Origin of the sequence: Streptococcus gordonii (assembly GCF_001553855.1) — a bacterium.
Classification (GTDB): domain Bacteria; phylum Bacillota; class Bacilli; order Lactobacillales; family Streptococcaceae; genus Streptococcus; species Streptococcus gordonii.
Window position 1 is genome coordinate 117,182 of sequence record NZ_LQWV01000002.1, and the last position, 16,631, is coordinate 133,812.

A 16,631-nucleotide genomic window follows, 5' to 3' on the forward strand; every position below is an offset into this window, starting at 1 on the left:
ATCAATACTTTATATGAGGAAGATAAAATGAATATTCAACAATTACGATATGTGGTTACTATTGCAAATAGCGGAACTTTTCGAGAAGCGGCAGAAAAAATGTATGTCAGCCAACCGAGTCTTTCCATTTCTGTGCGTGATTTAGAAAAAGAGCTTGGTTTTAAGATTTTTCGGAGAACTAGTAGTGGTACCTTTTTAACTCGTCGAGGAATGGAGTTCTATGAACGGGCTCAGGAATTGGTAAAAGGCTTTGATATTTTCCAAAACCAATATGCTAATCCCGAGGAAGAAAAGGACGAATTTTCTATTGCTAGTCAGCACTATGATTTCTTACCCCCTCTTATCACAGAGTTTTCTCAGTTATATCCAGCATATAAGAATTTTCGGATTTTTGAATCGACTACCGTCCAAATTCTAGATGAAGTAGCCCAAGGTCATAGCGAGATAGGAATCATCTATCTTAACAATCAGAACACTAAGGGAATTATGCAAAAAATAGACAAGCTTGGTTTAGAAGTTATTGAGCTCATTCCTTTCCAGACGCATATTTATCTAAGGGAGGATCATCCGCTGACCAATAAAAAAGAATTGATTATGGATGATTTGACTGACCTACCTACCGTTCGATTTACTCAAGAAAAAGATGAGTATCTCTATTATTCTGAAAACTTGGTGGATACCAGCGCTAGTTCCCAGATGTTTAATGTGACCGACCGCGCTACATTGAATGGTATTTTAGAAAGAACAGATGCCTATGCGACTGGATCAGGTTTCTTGGATAGTAATAGTGTGAATGGCATTACAGTGATTCCTGTCAAGGATGCACTGGATAATAAGATGGTGTATGTCAAACGGTCTGAGGTTGAACTATCTCAAGTTGGAGAGGCATTTGTAGCTGTTATGAAAGAATATTTTGAGAAGAAGAGAAAAGTATGAGAAGAAAAATAACCATTCCCCTTACGATTGGCTTGCTGATTATTTTAGATCAGTTGGTTAAGTGGGCTGTTGTCAGCAATATCAAATTAGGTGAGGTCAAAGGATTTATTCCTTCAATCATGAGCCTAACATATCTCCAAAACACAGGAGCTGCTTTTTCTATTTTAGAGAATCAGCAGTGGCTTTTTACAATTATCACACTCCTTGTGATTGGTGGAGCGATCTGGTATTTGATAAAAAATATAAAAGGTTCATTTTGGCTTATCAGTGGGTTGACCTTGATTATTGCAGGTGGTTTAGGTAATTTTATTGATCGCTTGCGCCAAGGTTTTGTTGTCGATATGTTCCAAGTTGATTTTATCAATTTTGCAGTCTTTAATGTTGCGGATACCTATCTAACTTTTGGAGTTTTAATCATGCTCCTAGTCATCATAAAGGAAGAAACTAATGGAAGTGAAAGTTGAGCAGGCTGGGGCGCGTTTAGATAAAGCCGTTGCTGATTTAACTGATTTGTCAAGAAGCCTAGCTAACGAGCAAATTAAGACAGGCAAGATTTTAGTGAATGGCTTGGTAAAAAAAGCTAAGTACACTGTTAAAGAGGGCGATGTCATCTCTTATGAACTACCAGAGGTTGAGGAAGTTGAGTATGTTCCTGAGGATATTCCATTAGAAATCGTCTATCAAGATGAGGACGTGGCAGTTGTCAATAAACCTCAGGGAATGGTAGTTCATCCTTCTGCAGGTCATATTAGTGGCACTCTAGTCAATGCTCTTATGTATCACATCAAAGACCTGTCTGGCATCAATGGTGTTCTCCGGCCCGGGATTGTCCATCGGATTGACAAGGACACTTCAGGGCTTCTCATGATTGCTAAGAATGACCAAGCTCATGTGGCTCTGGCTGATGAGCTCAAGGATAAGAAATCCCTACGCAAGTATTGGGCTATTGTTCATGGAAATCTACCTAACGACCGTGGAGTGATTGAGGCTCCGATTGGCCGCAGTGAAAAAGACCGCAAGAAGCAGGCTGTGACGGCTAAAGGTAAGCCAGCTCTAACGCGTTTCCAAGTCTTGGAACGTTTTGGTGACTTTAGCTTGGTTGAGCTTCAACTGGAAACAGGTCGAACTCATCAAATCCGTGTTCATATGGCCTACATTGGGCACCCTGTGGCTGGAGATGAGGTCTATGGACCACGTAAGACGTTGAAAGGACATGGCCAGTTTCTGCACGCGCGAACGCTGGGCTTTACCCATCCTCGAACTGGTGAGGTACTGGAATTTACAGCTGAAGTGCCAGCTATTTTCCAAGAAACCTTGAAAAAACTGCGACAAGAATAATCGAGTGCATTCATTATTAAAATACAAAACAGTCCATCGGAGCTTTTGAAACTACCTTGAGACTGTTTTTTGCTATATTGAGAAGAATTATTCATGAGCCAAGTTAAATTTCCCAATCACCTGAATATCTATTAATTGGAGTTTAGCCCAATCAAGTCTAATCAAGATAGTTTGGTTATAACATACCGGAACTGTGCATTATCCCAAAATATCATAACCAAAAAAATTAAAGTAATGCTACAAGTTCCTAATATACCCGCCACAAGATCTATCATAGTATTTATCAATAATCTATAAAACTGCAAAAGTTTGACACAGTTTTCACATAGTTGTATAATCGTAGCATAGCTCTGACAGAAGTTTCATAATGAAATTTTTTGCCATGACTAACTTGTAAACTTTTTGCTGTTCAAATATGAACGTGTCGCGGTATCACGGATACCAAGGAGGAAACATATGTCAAAAGTTGCTATTGTTACAGGTGCAGGTCAAGGGATTGGTTTTGCGATTGCAAAACGTTTGGTTCAAGATGGATTTAAGGTCGGACTATTGGACTATAATGCTGAAACTGTTGAAAAGGCTGTTGCAGAGTTGTCTGCTACTAAGACCTTTGCTGTAGTTGCAGATGTGTCTAAACAAGCTGAAGTAGCCACTGCCTTCCAAAAGGTTGTTGATCATTTTGGAGATTTGAATGTTGTTGTTAACAATGCTGGTGTAGCACCAACAACCCCACTCGATACCATCACGGAAGAACAATTTACACGTACTTTTGCCATTAACGTAGGTGGTGTCATTTGGGGAGCACAAGCTGCTCAAGCACAATTTAAGGCACTTGGTCATGGTGGTAAGATTATCAACGCTACATCTCAGGCAGGTGTTGTGGGAAATCCAAATTTGACAGTATACGGTGGTACGAAATTTGCGGTTCGTGGAATCACTCAAACCTTAGCGCGTGATTTGGCTGATTCTGGAATCACAGTTAATGCTTATGCACCTGGTATCGTGAAGACACCGATGATGTTTGATATCGCTCATGAAGTCGGAAAAAATGCTGGTAAAGATGATGAGTGGGGTATGCAAACATTCGCTAAAGATATCACGTTGAAACGTCTCTCTGAACCAGAAGATGTTGCGGCCGCGGTTAGCTTCCTAGCAGGGCCTGATTCAGACTACATTACTGGTCAAACCATTATCGTTGATGGTGGTATGCAATTCCACTAAGATTCGTTCAAAACTGTGATCGTTTGATCGCAGTTTTTTACGTGTTTTAAAAAAGGTTTTAGTTAGTTAAATCCATTTATCAAAGTTTGGTTTTAAACTAGACGAATAGTTATTTAAAGGTTACTGTATACTTTTCAAGTGAAATAACCTCTCTCAACCCTTTGATCGCTTCAATCGCGGTCGTTTTTATTTTCTGTAAATCGTGGTATAATAAGACAATCTAGCAGTGAAGGAAAAGGAAATGAAAGCAAAGCGAATCGTATTTAAGGTGGGGACTTCATCGTTGACCAACGCAGATGGCAGTCTGTCACGCGCCAAGGTAAAGGAAATTACTCGGCAGTTGGCACTCCTCCATGAGGCGGGGTATGAGTTAATCTTGGTCTCATCAGGAGCTGTTGCGGCAGGTTTTTCTTCTCTGGGCTTTAAAAAGCGACCGACCAAGGTGGCTGACAAACAGGCTTCAGCTGCTGTTGGACAGGGTTTGCTTCTAGAGGAATATACAACTAATCTTCTTTTGAAGCAAATCATTTCTGCTCAGATTCTTTTGACGCAGGATGATTTTGCAGATAAGAGGCGTTACAAGAATGCTCATCAGGCCTTGTCTGTATTGCTGAATCGCGGTGCTATTCCTATCATCAATGAAAATGACACGGTGGCTATCGAGGAGCTCAAGGTCGGGGATAATGATACACTGAGTGCTCAGGTGGCAGCTATGGTTCAGGCGGACCTCCTAGTGCTCTTGACAGATGTCGATGGACTCTACACGGCCAATCCCTCTATCAATCCAGATGCTCGTCGACTGGAAAAGATTGAGAAGATTAGCTCTGAGTTGATTGATATGGCGGGCGGTGCAGGAACGAGCAACGGGACTGGTGGTATGCTGACAAAGATAAAAGCAGCAACTCTTGCGACCATGTCTGGCGTTCCGGTCTATATCTGCTCTTCACTCAAGACTGATGCTCTGCTGGAAGCTGCGGAGAAGACCAAGGATGGCAGTCTCTTTTTGGCCCAGGAAAAAGGTCTAAAAACGCAGAAGCAATGGTTGGCTTTCTATGCTAAAAGTCAAGGGGAAATCTATGTAGACAAAGGAGCAGCCGACGCTCTCAGAAATAAGGGAAAAAGTTTGTTGGTATCCGGACTTGTATCTGTATCGGGGAGCTTTACCTATCAGGATACAGTGACAGTTTACGAGGAAGGCAGCCGAGTTATTCTTGGTAAAGGGCGCGTGCGTTTTGGCAAGTCAGCTCTGAAAGATATGCTCAAGTCCAATAAACCTAAAGGTGTTGTCATTCATCGGGATGACTGGATTTCTCTGACACCGGAGTTGAATGATTTATTTGCAGAATTTTAGAAGACGAGGAAAGGAGAAGCGATGACCTCAACACAAGCGACTTTTGAAAAGGTTCAGAAAGTCAAGAAGACGATCAATACGGCCACAACGCCTGAGAAAAACCATGCTTTGGAAGAAATGGCAAAGCAGCTCTGGCTTTCTCGTGTGGACATTTTAGCAGCTAATGAATTGGATATGATCGCAGCTAAAGGTAAGATTTCAGATGTGATGCTGGACCGCCTCTATCTGGACGAGGAGCGGATTGCTACCATGGCAGAGGGCATTCGCCAGTTGATTGACTTGGAGGATCCTGTAGGGCAAGTCTTGGAAAGGACCGAGCTTGATAACGGCCTTGTCATCAGTAAAAAGCGGGTGGCTATGGGCGTGATTGGGATTATCTACGAAAGCCGGCCTAACGTCACCTCTGACGCAGCAGCTCTGGCTCTAAAGAGTGGTAGTGCAGTCGTCCTCAGAAGCGGCAAGGATGCCTATCAGACAGCGCTAGCCATTGTCACAGCTTTGAAAGAAGGTTTGGCTCAGACGAAGATTTCACCGGATTGTATCCAGTTGGTTTCTGATACCAGTCGGGCTTCCGCCCAGGCCATGATGAAGGCCAAGGGCTATCTGGATTTGCTCATTCCTCGTGGAGGTGCGGGACTGATTCAGGCGGTCGTGGAGAATGCGACTGTGCCGGTTATCGAAACAGGTACTGGAATTGTTCATATCTATGTAGATAAAGACGCTGATCAGGACAAGGCTTTGGCGATTATCGAGAATGCCAAGACCAGTCGCCCCTCTGTCTGCAATGCCATGGAGGTACTGCTGGTTCATGAAGAGATTGCAGCTGACTTTTTGCCACGTTTACAAAAGATTTTGGTGACAGATCGTGAGAAGGCACAAGACAACCCTGTTGAACTACGTCTGGATGAGAAAGCAGCTCAGTATATCTCAGGAACACAAGCTAGACCGGAAGATTTTGATACCGAATTTTTGGACTATGTCTTAGCGGTCAAGGTAGTTTCCTCGCCGGAAGAAGCGGTGGAGCATATTGAAGCTCACAGCACCCATCACTCGGATGCCATTGTGACGGAGAACGTTGCAGTGGCAGCATACTTCACAGAGCAGGTGGATAGTGCGGCAGTTTATGTCAATGCCTCAACCCGTTTTACAGACGGCGGTCAGTTTGGCCTTGGTTGTGAAATGGGGATTTCTACTCAAAAACTGCATGCCAGAGGTCCTATGGGGCTGAAAGAGTTGACCAGTTATAAATACGTCATCCAAGGAACTGGTCAAGTGAGGAAATAATGATGAAAATTGGATTTATCGGTCTGGGAAATATGGGTGGCAGTCTCGCTCGCCTAGTTGCCCAAGATGAAAGATACAGAAACGAATTACTACTAGCCAATCGCAGTCGTGACAAGGCTGAAAAGATTGCTGCGGAAGTTGGTGGCCAGCCTGTCAGTAATGCAGAAGTTTTTGCTCAGGCAGAAGTGATTTTTCTGGGCATCAAACCGGCTCAATTTACTGACTTGCTGGCTGAGTATCAGGAGATTCTAGAAAAACGTGAGTCTATTTTACTGGTTTCGATGGCTGCTGGTTTGCCTTTGGTGCTATTAGAAAAATTAACACCTAGCCACCATCGTTGGATTCGGATCATGCCTAATACACCAGTAGCCGTAGGTGAGGGTGTTATTACCTACGCCTTATCCCAGCAGGCGAATCAAGTAGACGAAGATTTGTTGCGTGAGCTTCTGTCTTCTGCTGGTCTTTTGGTCAGACTAGAGGAAAAACAGTTGGATGCAGCGACTGCTCTTGCTGGCTGTGGACCAGCCTTCGTTTATCTCTTTATAGAAGCTTTAGCGGATGCTGGTGTTCGAGCGGGGCTCAGTCGCGATATATCGCTTGAGCTTGCCAACCAGACTCTTTTAGGCGCTGCAAAGCTAAGTCAGGTCAGTGGGCAACATCCTGCCCAGCTCAAAGACCATGTCTGCAGTCCGGCAGGTTCGACCATCGCCGGGGTAGCTAGTCTGGAAGAAAATGCCTTTCGAGGAACGGTCATGGATGCCGTTCAAGCTGCCTACAAGAGGACACAGGAATTAGGAAAAAAATCCTAACCAGTTTGTCAAAAGTCGCAGAATAGAGTATAATAAATCAGTATATTTTTAAAATGGAGAAAATAATGAACACTTTACCAAATTGTCCAAAATGTAACTCAGAATATGTCTATGAAGATGGTGCACTTTTAATTTGCCCAGAATGTGCTTATGAATGGAATCCAGCTGAAGATCAAGAGGTAGAAGAAGGAGTGGTAGCTATTGATGCCAATGGCAATAGGTTGGCTGATGGTGACACTGTTACCCTAATCAAGGACTTAAAAGTCAAAGGTGCACCTAAGGATCTCAAGCAAGGTACACGCGTGAAAAATATCCGCATTGTAGAAGGTGACCACAATATCGACTGTAAGATTGACGGCTTCGGTGCGATGAAGCTCAAGTCAGAGTTTGTAAAGAAAATCTGAGGTAAGTATGAATCGTAGATTGATTTTTGCATATCGTATCATACTCTTTTTTCTAAGCTTTCTCGGAGTATATCTCGAAATATCTAAATATGGTTGGGGTATGCTCATGTATTATACAGTCCTGTCAAATCTTTTAGTTTTGCTTTTTACTGGCTACCTTATCTATCTCATGACAAGAACAGATGATAAATGGCAGTCAGCAGGAGTACTTAGAGTTAAGGGTGGTGTAACCATGTCTATCATGATTACTTGCGTGGTTTACCATCTTTTACTGGCCCCAATTGCGACAGACTTTTATCGTTTAGAGAATTTCCTTTGTCATTATATAGTTCCACTTGCTTTTCTTTTGGATACTTTAGTTTTTGACAAGGCACGTCAATACCGTTGGTTTGATCCGATTTCTTGGACAAACGTCCCTTTGATTTACATGATTTTTTCACTGATTAACGGTTTTTTTCTCAAGATTGATATTCCAAGATCCAAGGACAATCCGTTTCCTTACTTTTTTCTAAATGTCTTTAAACACAAATGGCCATATGTCATCAAGATGTGCTTAATCATCTTTGTAGCCTATCTGGTCTTTGGATTTATCTTTTACGGTGTAAAATCGTTCTCTTTTTCAAAGAAGAGGACTTCTTAAAAAGAGACAAATGATAAATTAAACACAATTTTGTGATTACCTATGCATAAAAATACATTTTTTTCTTGAATTAGTTTTTAATTTGTGATAGAGTATTAACAATTAAATAATCCTTTAATTCTATCCAGAGAGATAGACAAGGAGCGAGTAAAAAGATGGGTGGAGTGTAAGCAAGTGCGTCTTGTTTTAGCTTGCCTGATTAGATTTTTCTGAGGTCTCCTTGTATGAGGAGGCTTTTTCTGTTGTTTGAGGAGGAATGAATGAAAACAAAAGAAGTTGTTGATGACATCACCATGAATCGTGCGATTACGCGGATTACCTATGAAATCATTGAGCGCAACAAGCACCTAAACCGAGTTGTTTTGGCTGGCATTAAGACTCGTGGGGTTCACTTGGCTTATCGAATTCAGAAGCGACTGGCTCAGTGTCTTTGTCAGAACGGCTATTATTGAAGCAGTTCTGAAAGGACGACAATAATCTCGGACAGTGAGCCGGGAGTGGGTGAAGCTATGCGAAGCAATCCTACTCCCTATTATTATATTTCTTATGTGGATGGTCATAGGTGGTCTGCATCTTAGACAGGAGGGAACAATGGTAAAGAGACTTTTAATATTAGAAAATGGCATGATTTTCGAAGGGGAAGCTTTTGGAGCAGATCTTCTCGTAACAGGCGAAATCGTCTTTAACACGGGCATGACAGGCTATCAGGAATCAATTACGGATCAGTCTTATAACGGCCAGATTTTGACCTTTACTTATCCCTTGGTTGGAAATTATGGTGTCAATCGGGACGACTATGAATCTATTCTGCCGACCTGTAAGGGAGTTGTGGTCTATGAGTATGCACGACGTGCTAGCAATTGGCGTCAGCAATTGTCTTTGGATGAGTTCCTCAAAATCAAGAAGATACCAGGAATATCAGGGATTGATACAAGGGCACTAACTAAGATTATACGCCAACATGGAACTATGCGGGCAACCATTGCCAACGCGAATGGTAGTATTGAGCGTTTACAAGACCAGCTTCAGTCTATAGTTCTGCCAACTGATAACATTAAGCAGGTTTCTACCAAGCAGTCTTATCCTGCTCCGGGAACTGGTCGAAACGTGGTATTGGTGGACTTTGGTCTCAAGCATTCTATCCTGCGGGAGTTAGCCAAACGCAATTGCAGCGTGACAGTGGTACCTTATAATACCAGCGCTGAGGAAATTCTCCAGCTTAATCCTGACGGGGTTATGTTGTCAAATGGACCTGGAAATCCAGAAGATGTACCGGAGGCTTTGGACATGATTCGCGGTGTTCAAGGCAAGATTCCAATTTTTGGAATCTGTATGGGACATCAGCTCTTCTCCATGGCAAACGGTGCAAAGACGCATAAGATGAAGTTCGGCCACCGTGGCTTCAATCACGCGGTTCGTGAAATTGCGACAGGCCGAGTTGACTTTACCAGTCAAAATCACGGCTATGCAGTCAGTCGTGACGGGTTTCCAGAATGCCTGATTGTGACCCATGAAGAAATCAATGATAAGTCTGTCGAAGGTGTGCGCCATCGGGATTATCCTGCCTTTTCTGTACAGTTCCACCCAGATGCTGCGCCGGGACCGCATGATGCAGACTATCTCTTTGATGAGTTTATGGAAATGATGGATGCCCATCAGGCATACTAGGAAGCAAGATTGAGAGGTACACTATGCCAAAACGTAAAGATATACAGAAAATTATGGTCATCGGTTCTGGTCCTATCGTTATCGGTCAGGCCGCGGAGTTTGACTATGCTGGGACTCAGGCTTGCCTGTCCTTGAAAGAAGAGGGCTACAGTGTTGTTTTGGTTAATTCTAACCCAGCAACCATCATGACAGACAAGGAAATTGCAGACCGAGTTTATATTGAGCCTATCACGCTAGAGTTTGTTGCTCGCATTTTGCGTAAAGAGCGGCCGGATGCTCTTCTGCCTACTCTGGGCGGCCAGACCGGACTCAATATGGCTATGGAATTATCCAAGTCAGGGCTTTTAGAAGAGCTGGGAGTAGAACTATTAGGAACCAAGCTGTCAGCTATCGACCAAGCGGAAGATCGGGACCTTTTCAAGCAGCTGATGGAAGAACTTGGCCAGCCCATCCCTGAGTCAGAAATTGTCAATACAGTTGATGAAGCACTGGAATTTGCGGCTGGTATCGGCTATCCAGTCATTGTCCGCCCGGCATTTACGCTGGGAGGAACTGGTGGCGGTATCTGTAGCAATGAAGAAGAGCTGCAGGAAATCGCAGAAAACGGCCTCAAACTCTCTCCTGTTACCCAATGTCTGATCGAGCGCTCCATAGCAGGCTTTAAGGAAATCGAATACGAAGTTATGCGAGATGGTGCCGACAATGCGCTGGTCGTCTGTAATATGGAAAACTTTGATCCAGTCGGCATCCACACAGGGGATTCTATCGTCTTTGCACCTAGTCAGACTATCTCAGACCATGAATACCAGATGCTGAGGGACGCCAGTCTCAAGATTATTCGAGCCCTGAAGATTGAGGGTGGCTGTAATGTGCAGCTGGCTCTGGATCCGAATAGCTTTAAGTACTATGTCATTGAGGTCAATCCTCGGGTTTCCCGCTCATCAGCCCTAGCCTCTAAGGCGACTGGCTATCCAATTGCCAAGCTGGCGGCTAAAATCGCGGTCGGGCTTACATTAGATGAAATCATCAATCCGGTGACAGGTTCTACTTATGCTATGTTTGAGCCGGCTCTGGACTATGTGGTCGCTAAGATTCCACGCTTTCCTTTTGATAAATTTGAGCAAGGTGAGCGCCGTCTGGGAACCCAGATGAAGGCGACAGGGGAAGTCATGGCTATCGGCCGCAATATCGAGGAGAGTCTGCTAAAGGCCTGCCGCTCTCTGGAAGTTGGTGTGGACCACAACGAGCTGCCTGCTCTCAGTCAAGTAAGCGATGACGAGCTGATGAGGAAGATTGTCAAGGCGCAAGACGACCGGATTTTTTACATCTCAGATGCTATTCGCCGTGGTTACAGTCCGGATGAAATTGCGGAGCTGACCAAGATTGATGTCTTTTTCCTGGATAAGTTGCTCCATATTTACGAAATTGAGCAGGAACTGGCCAGTCATATCGGAGATAACTATGTGCTTAAGAAAGCCAAGCAAAATGGCTTTGCGGATACTAAGATTGCAACCTTGTGGGACATGACAGCTGAGCAGGTGCGTCGCATCCGGCAGGAGCAGAAGATTGTTCCGGTTTACAAGATGGTGGATACCTGTGCTGCTGAGTTCGAGTCTGCGACGCCTTATTTCTACTCTACCTATGGCTTTGAAAATGAATCTGTCAATTCCAGCAAGGAATCTGTTCTAGTGCTGGGTTCTGGTCCTATCCGAATCGGGCAAGGGGTCGAGTTTGACTATGCGACGGTTCATTCTGTAAAGGCTATTCAGGCAGCTGGCTACGAAGCGATTATCATGAACAGCAATCCAGAGACTGTATCAACTGACTTTTCTGTCTCTGACAAGCTCTATTTTGAGCCGCTGACCTTTGAAGATGTCATGAATGTCATTGAGCTGGAGCAGCCTAAGGGGGTTATCGTTCAGTTTGGCGGGCAGACAGCCATTAATCTGGCAGAGCCACTTTCTAAGGCTGGTGTGAAGATTTTAGGAACTCAAGTGGCGGACTTGGATCGTGCTGAGGATCGGGACCTCTTTGAGCAAGCGCTGAAGGAGCTGGATATTCCGCAGCCGCCGGGTCAGACGGCTACTAATGAAGAGGAAGCAGTAGAGGCTGCTCGTAAGATTGGCTTCCCAGTCCTGGTGCGCCCTTCCTATGTCTTGGGTGGCCGTGCCATGGAAATAGTAGAAAACGAAGCAGATCTACGCTCTTATATGCGGACAGCGGTTAAGGCCAGTCCAGACCATCCGGTTTTGGTGGATTCTTACATTGTTGGGGATGAGTGCGAGGTGGATGCCATTTCAGATGGCCGTCAGGTCTTGATTCCTGGGATTATGGAGCATATCGAGCGGGCAGGGGTTCACTCAGGGGATTCCATGGCGGCTTATCCGCCGCAAACCCTATCGCAGAAAGTCAAGGATACCATTGCAGACTATACCAAACACTTGGCTCTAGGACTCAACTGTATTGGTATGATGAATATTCAGTTCGTCATCAAGGATGAGCAGGTCTATGTCATTGAGGTCAATCCACGGGCCAGCCGGACTGTTCCTTTCTTGTCCAAGGTGACTGATATTCCGATGGCGCAAGTAGCGACTCGTTTGATCCTTGGAGAAAGTCTGGCAGAGCTGGGCTATGAAGACGGTCTTCATCCAGAAAGTTCCATGGTTCATATCAAGGCGCCAGTCTTCTCCTTTACCAAGCTGGCGAAGGTTGACAGTCTTTTGGGACCTGAAATGAAGTCTACCGGCGAAGTCATGGGTAGTGACCGAACGCTCGAAAAAGCACTCTACAAGGCTTTTGAGGCTTCCTATCTCCATTTGCCAAACTTTGGCAATGTTGTCTTTACTATCGCAGACGATAGCAAGGAAGAAGCCTTGCAGCTGGCTCAGCGTTTTGCCAATATTGGCTATGGTATTTGGGCAACCAAGGGAACAGCCTCTTATTTTGAAAATCACGGCCTACACGTCCGTCTGGTGGAAAAAATCGGCAGTGATGATGACAAGGACATCCCAGCCTATATCCGCAAAGGCAAGGTTCAGGCTATTATCAACACAGTCGGAACGAAACGAACAGCAGATAAGCATGGTCAAATTATCCGTAGCTCAGCTATTGAGCATGGAGTACCACTCTTCACCGCCTTGGACACTGCCGATGCCATGCTAAAGGTGCTTGAAAGCCGTAGTTTCACTACAGAAGCGATATAGTGCTGTAGCTATTCCAGCAATGGAAATGATGTTTTCTGTATCAGCTTAGACCATAGTTGAATGAAAATAGTAAATAATCTTTTCGAATATATTGGAATTAAAAGCAAAGAGTAAGCGGGAAAGTATCCTGCTTCTTTTTTCTTTATTTTGGTTTCTAGCCACCCTCAGCCTCCCTTGAAAAATTTAAACTTGGGTCAGAATAGGCTGAAAAACTTGGAAGGAATTAATCAATTTACTTCTTTAGATAATTTGGATATGGACAAGAATAAAATCATAACTCTAGCACTTCAGAAACCAAATAAGATTGTAACTTTAATCAATGTCAGCGACAATCATGTCCCCAAAGCAGATCTTGAATCAAATGAAAATAAAATTCCAAAAGCAATGGCCCAGCATTTCCCTGATATTCAGTGTGGTAACATTGACAATAACAAGTAAGCTAAAGAAAGAAATGCTGATGAACTTAAAGGAGAAGCACCTTCTAAAGACATGCCAAGATATGAGGCGGAAGATGGAAATTCTTTGCAAATCATTGATGAGAAGGAGTCTCTAACCACTGAGAAAAAAGGAGACATACATAAAAAACGAGAAAAAGAAGAAGTTCTTGGATAAACAATCTATTTTTTGCTTAAAATTTGAATTTAATTCTTGAAATTGTTTGGAAATTGTGTTAAAGTATTAACAATTAAATAATCCTTTAATTCTATCCAGAGAGGTAGACAAGGAGCCAGTAAAAATTGGGTTGAGTGTATACAGGTGCGTCTTGTTTTGCATGCCCAACAAATTATTCTGTAGTCTCCTTGAAAAAGGAGACTTTTTTATTGGTTTAAGGGGGTATTCATGAAAACTAAAGAAGTTGTTGATGATATTACTATGAACCGTGCAATCACACGGATTACTTATGAAATCATCGAACGTAACAAAGAATTGAACCAAGTAGTCTTGGCTGGAATCAAAACTCGGGGAGTTCACTTGGCTCATCGTATTCAAAAACGTTTAGCCCAATTGGAGCAAATTGACCTTCCAGTAGCTGAAATTGATACAAAACCTTTTAGAGATGACAAAAAGAGTCAGGAAGCAGATACAACTTTAATTCCTGTAGATATTACTGACCGTCAGGTGATTCTGATCGACGATGTTCTCTACACAGGTCGTACCATTCGGGCGGCCATTGACAATCTCGTAAGCCACGGTAGACCTTCGCGCGTTAGCCTAGCAGTCTTGGTTGACCGGGGCCATCGGGAATTACCAATTAGAACTGACTATATTGGGAAAAATATTCCAACTAGTAGAACAGAAGAAATCATTGTAGAAATGACCGAAACTGATGGTCAGGATCGTATTTTGATAAAGGGGGAATAATAATCTATATGAATCAAGATGTAAAATATGATGTCCACGATATGCCAAAGCCAGGTTTACTTTTAGGCTTATCCTTCCAGCATCTGTTTGCCATGTTTGGCGCGACTGTTCTAGTACCAATCTTAGTAGGGATTGATCCAGCAGTTGCCTTATTCTCAAGTGGCCTGGGAACCCTAGCACACCTCACAGTTACCAAGTATAAGATACCAGCCTATATGGGATCCAGCTTTGCTTATATAGCAGCCATGCAATTACTGATGAAAACAGATGGTATCGGAGCGGTAGCACAAGGAGCTATCACAGGCGGTTTGGTCTACTTTATCGTAGCCATGATTGTTAAGTTTGCTGGAAACGCCTGGATTGATAAAATCCTACCTCCTGTAGTTGTAGGACCAATTATCATGGTCATTGGTCTGAGTTTGGCCGTAACAGCTGTTAGTGATGTTATGAATAAGACAGGAGCTAATGGTGAAAAGGTTTATGATTTAACTTATTTCACTATTGGAATGGTGACCTTGTTAGCAGTCATTCTCTTTAACATATATGGTAAAAAAATTATCGGTATCATTCCTGTCTTACTAGGTTTGATAGTTGGATACTTCTTTAGTTTAATTCTTGGTGCAATAACTGGGCAAGAGATTGTCTCATTTGCAAAGGTTGGTGAAGCATCTTGGTTCCACCTTCCACCAATGAGCCTTCCTTTCTTAGATTATGATGTAAAATTTTACCCTAGTGCGATTTTAACCATGGCACCTATCGCCTTTGTAACTATGACAGAGCACTTTGGTCACGTCATGGTACTAAATAGCTTGACAGGAAAAGATTTCTTCAAAGATCCAGGCTTAGATAAAACCTTGACTGGTGATGGTCTGGCTCAGATTATTGCAGGACTTTTCGGAGCTCCTCCAGTGACTAGCTACGGAGAGAATATCGGAGTCATGGCACTTAATAAAATTTACAGTGTCTATGTGATAGCAGGTGCAGCAGTCCTTGCCATCATCATGAGTTTTGTTGGAAAAGTTTCGGCTTTACTCCAATCCATCCCGAGCCCAGTTTTAGGTGGAATCTCCATTGCACTCTTCGGTGTAATTGCCTCAAGTGGACTTAAAATTCTCATAGAAGCACAGACAAATTTTGATAACAAAAAGAATCTACTGATTGCCAGTGTCATATTGGTTTCTGGTATCGGTGGCCTGACCTTGCAACTGTCAGGTCTTCAAATCTCGGGTGTAGCTTTGTCAACTATCTTGGGAATCGTCCTCTATCTTGTCCTGCCTGAACCTAAGAATTAGGTCAGACATCTGATTTATTAAACTGTTCAACATTAATTTATTTCAATTTATCTCTAAGGCAAAATTGAAATAGAGCTCTAATCATTATCACAAAGGAGATCTTATCATGTCATCTAATCAAATCGCTCTTAAAAACCTTGTCTCAATGGAAACTTTGTCAAACGAAGAAGTTATGGCCTTGATCAAACGAGGAATTGAATTTAAAAATGGAGCAAAAGCCAACTATGACGAACAACATATCGTGGCCAATCTTTTCTTCGAACCTTCAACAAGAACCCACAAAGCCTTTGAAGTAGCAGAATTGAAATTGGGTTGCGACCTATTGGATTTCGATGTGAAAACCAGTTCTGTCAACAAAGGTGAAACCCTATATGATACGATTTTAACTATGTCCGCACTCGGAGTTGATATCTGTGTCATTCGCCACCCAGAAGTAGACTATTACAAAGAGCTAGTGGAAAGCCCAACCATTACAACATCTATCGTCAACGGTGGAGATGGTTCAGGTCAGCACCCAAGCCAAAGCTTGCTGGATCTGATGACCATTTATCAAGAATTTGGACACTTTGAAGGACTCAAGGTTGCAATTGCTGGTGACCTTGACCACTCACGAGTGGCTAAATCCAATATGCAGATTCTTAAGCGATTGGGAGCAGAGCTTTATTTTGCAGGACCAGAAGAATGGAGAAGTGAGGAATTTTCTCACTATGGTGAATTTGTAACGATCGATGAAGTTATTGACAAAGTAGATGTTATGATGTTCTTGCGTGTTCAGCATGAACGCCATGATTATGAGTCAATCTTTTCTAAAGAAAACTACCATAGACTTCATGGTCTGACACAAGAGCGTTACGACCGTATGAAAGATACAGCGATTCTGATGCATCCAGCTCCAGTTAACCGCGATGTGGAAATCGCTGACCACTTAGTCGAAGCACCAAAATCACGTATTGTTGAACAGATGACAAACGGAGTTTTTGTCAGAATGGCAATTATCGAAGCTGTTCTAAAAGGACGCGAAAAATGATAAGATATAACCTAAAAATCAGGCATCTAGTCTGATTTTTTAATTATTTCAAGCAAATAATTTACATTTGCAAATAGTCATCAAATTGTAATCAAA

At 43.0% G+C, this 16,631-nt stretch carries 15 protein-coding genes and 1 pseudogene; all 16 read left to right on the forward strand.

Annotated elements, in window-relative coordinates:
- Positions 1-27 precede the first annotated feature (27 nt).
- The 16 genes and pseudogenes from AWH02_RS01845 to AWH02_RS01920 all read left to right on the forward strand — a co-directional run bounded on the left by AWH02_RS01845 (position 28) and on the right by AWH02_RS01920 (position 16,535).
- Positions 28-936, forward strand: coding sequence for a LysR family transcriptional regulator (locus AWH02_RS01845; protein WP_060954897.1), 909 nt, complete (start codon positions 28-30; stop codon positions 934-936).
- Entirely contained in the window at positions 933-1,400 is a 468-nt protein-coding gene (gene lspA / locus AWH02_RS01850) for a signal peptidase II (protein WP_008808713.1), read from the forward strand. The genes AWH02_RS01845 and lspA overlap by 4 nt, the downstream gene beginning before the upstream one ends.
- A complete protein-coding gene (locus AWH02_RS01855; RefSeq protein ID WP_060553628.1) occupies positions 1,384-2,274 on the forward strand; it encodes an RluA family pseudouridine synthase in 891 nt (296 codons plus the stop codon). Before lspA ends, AWH02_RS01855 begins: the two co-directional genes overlap by 17 nt.
- Positions 2,275-2,730: 456 nt before the next feature.
- The gene (locus tag AWH02_RS01860; RefSeq protein WP_060553627.1) at positions 2,731-3,495 is read left to right on the forward strand and encodes a (S)-acetoin forming diacetyl reductase; all 765 of its coding nucleotides are present in this window, start codon (positions 2,731-2,733) and stop codon (positions 3,493-3,495) included.
- Between the two features lie 241 nt (positions 3,496-3,736).
- Positions 3,737-4,846, forward strand: a complete 1,110-nt coding sequence (gene proB, locus AWH02_RS01865; RefSeq protein WP_060553626.1) for a glutamate 5-kinase — start codon at positions 3,737-3,739, stop codon at positions 4,844-4,846.
- A 21-nt stretch (positions 4,847-4,867) separates the two neighbouring features.
- On the forward strand, positions 4,868-6,130 hold the full coding sequence (locus AWH02_RS01870; RefSeq protein ID WP_060553625.1) for a glutamate-5-semialdehyde dehydrogenase: 1,263 nt from the start codon (positions 4,868-4,870) through the stop codon (positions 6,128-6,130).
- Between the two features lie 2 nt (positions 6,131-6,132).
- A complete protein-coding gene (gene proC / locus AWH02_RS01875) occupies positions 6,133-6,939 on the forward strand; it encodes a pyrroline-5-carboxylate reductase (RefSeq protein ID WP_045773994.1) in 807 nt (268 codons plus the stop codon).
- 65 nt (positions 6,940-7,004) lie between these two features.
- Positions 7,005-7,343 (forward strand): zinc ribbon domain-containing protein YjdM, encoded by a 339-nt coding sequence (locus AWH02_RS01880; protein ID WP_060553624.1) that lies wholly within the window; start codon positions 7,005-7,007, stop codon positions 7,341-7,343.
- 7 nt (positions 7,344-7,350) lie between these two features.
- Positions 7,351-7,983, forward strand: a complete 633-nt coding sequence (locus tag AWH02_RS01885; protein ID WP_060553623.1) for a Pr6Pr family membrane protein — start codon at positions 7,351-7,353, stop codon at positions 7,981-7,983.
- Positions 7,984-8,243: 260 nt separating this feature from the next.
- Positions 8,244-8,408: pseudogene (locus AWH02_RS01890) on the forward strand (bifunctional pyr operon transcriptional regulator/uracil phosphoribosyltransferase PyrR); the annotation flags it as partial.
- A gap of 166 nt (positions 8,409-8,574) precedes the next feature.
- Complete coding sequence (locus tag AWH02_RS01895) at positions 8,575-9,651, forward strand: carbamoyl phosphate synthase small subunit (RefSeq protein WP_060553621.1); 1,077 nt, start codon at positions 8,575-8,577, stop codon at positions 9,649-9,651.
- A gap of 23 nt (positions 9,652-9,674) precedes the next feature.
- The gene (gene carB / locus AWH02_RS01900) at positions 9,675-12,854 is read left to right on the forward strand and encodes a carbamoyl-phosphate synthase large subunit (RefSeq protein ID WP_060553620.1); all 3,180 of its coding nucleotides are present in this window, start codon (positions 9,675-9,677) and stop codon (positions 12,852-12,854) included.
- A gap of 255 nt (positions 12,855-13,109) precedes the next feature.
- The gene (locus AWH02_RS01905; protein ID WP_223358686.1) at positions 13,110-13,292 is read left to right on the forward strand and encodes a hypothetical protein; all 183 of its coding nucleotides are present in this window, start codon (positions 13,110-13,112) and stop codon (positions 13,290-13,292) included.
- Positions 13,293-13,694: 402 nt separating this feature from the next.
- Entirely contained in the window at positions 13,695-14,216 is a 522-nt protein-coding gene (pyrR, locus tag AWH02_RS01910) for a bifunctional pyr operon transcriptional regulator/uracil phosphoribosyltransferase PyrR (protein ID WP_060553619.1), read from the forward strand.
- Positions 14,217-14,224: 8 nt separating this feature from the next.
- The gene (locus tag AWH02_RS01915; protein WP_060553618.1) at positions 14,225-15,508 is read left to right on the forward strand and encodes a uracil-xanthine permease family protein; all 1,284 of its coding nucleotides are present in this window, start codon (positions 14,225-14,227) and stop codon (positions 15,506-15,508) included.
- Between the two features lie 106 nt (positions 15,509-15,614).
- Positions 15,615-16,535: an aspartate carbamoyltransferase catalytic subunit gene (locus tag AWH02_RS01920; RefSeq protein WP_045502906.1), complete on the forward strand. Its 921-nt coding sequence runs from the start codon at positions 15,615-15,617 to the stop codon at positions 16,533-16,535.
- The last annotated feature ends 96 nt before the right edge of the window (positions 16,536-16,631 follow it).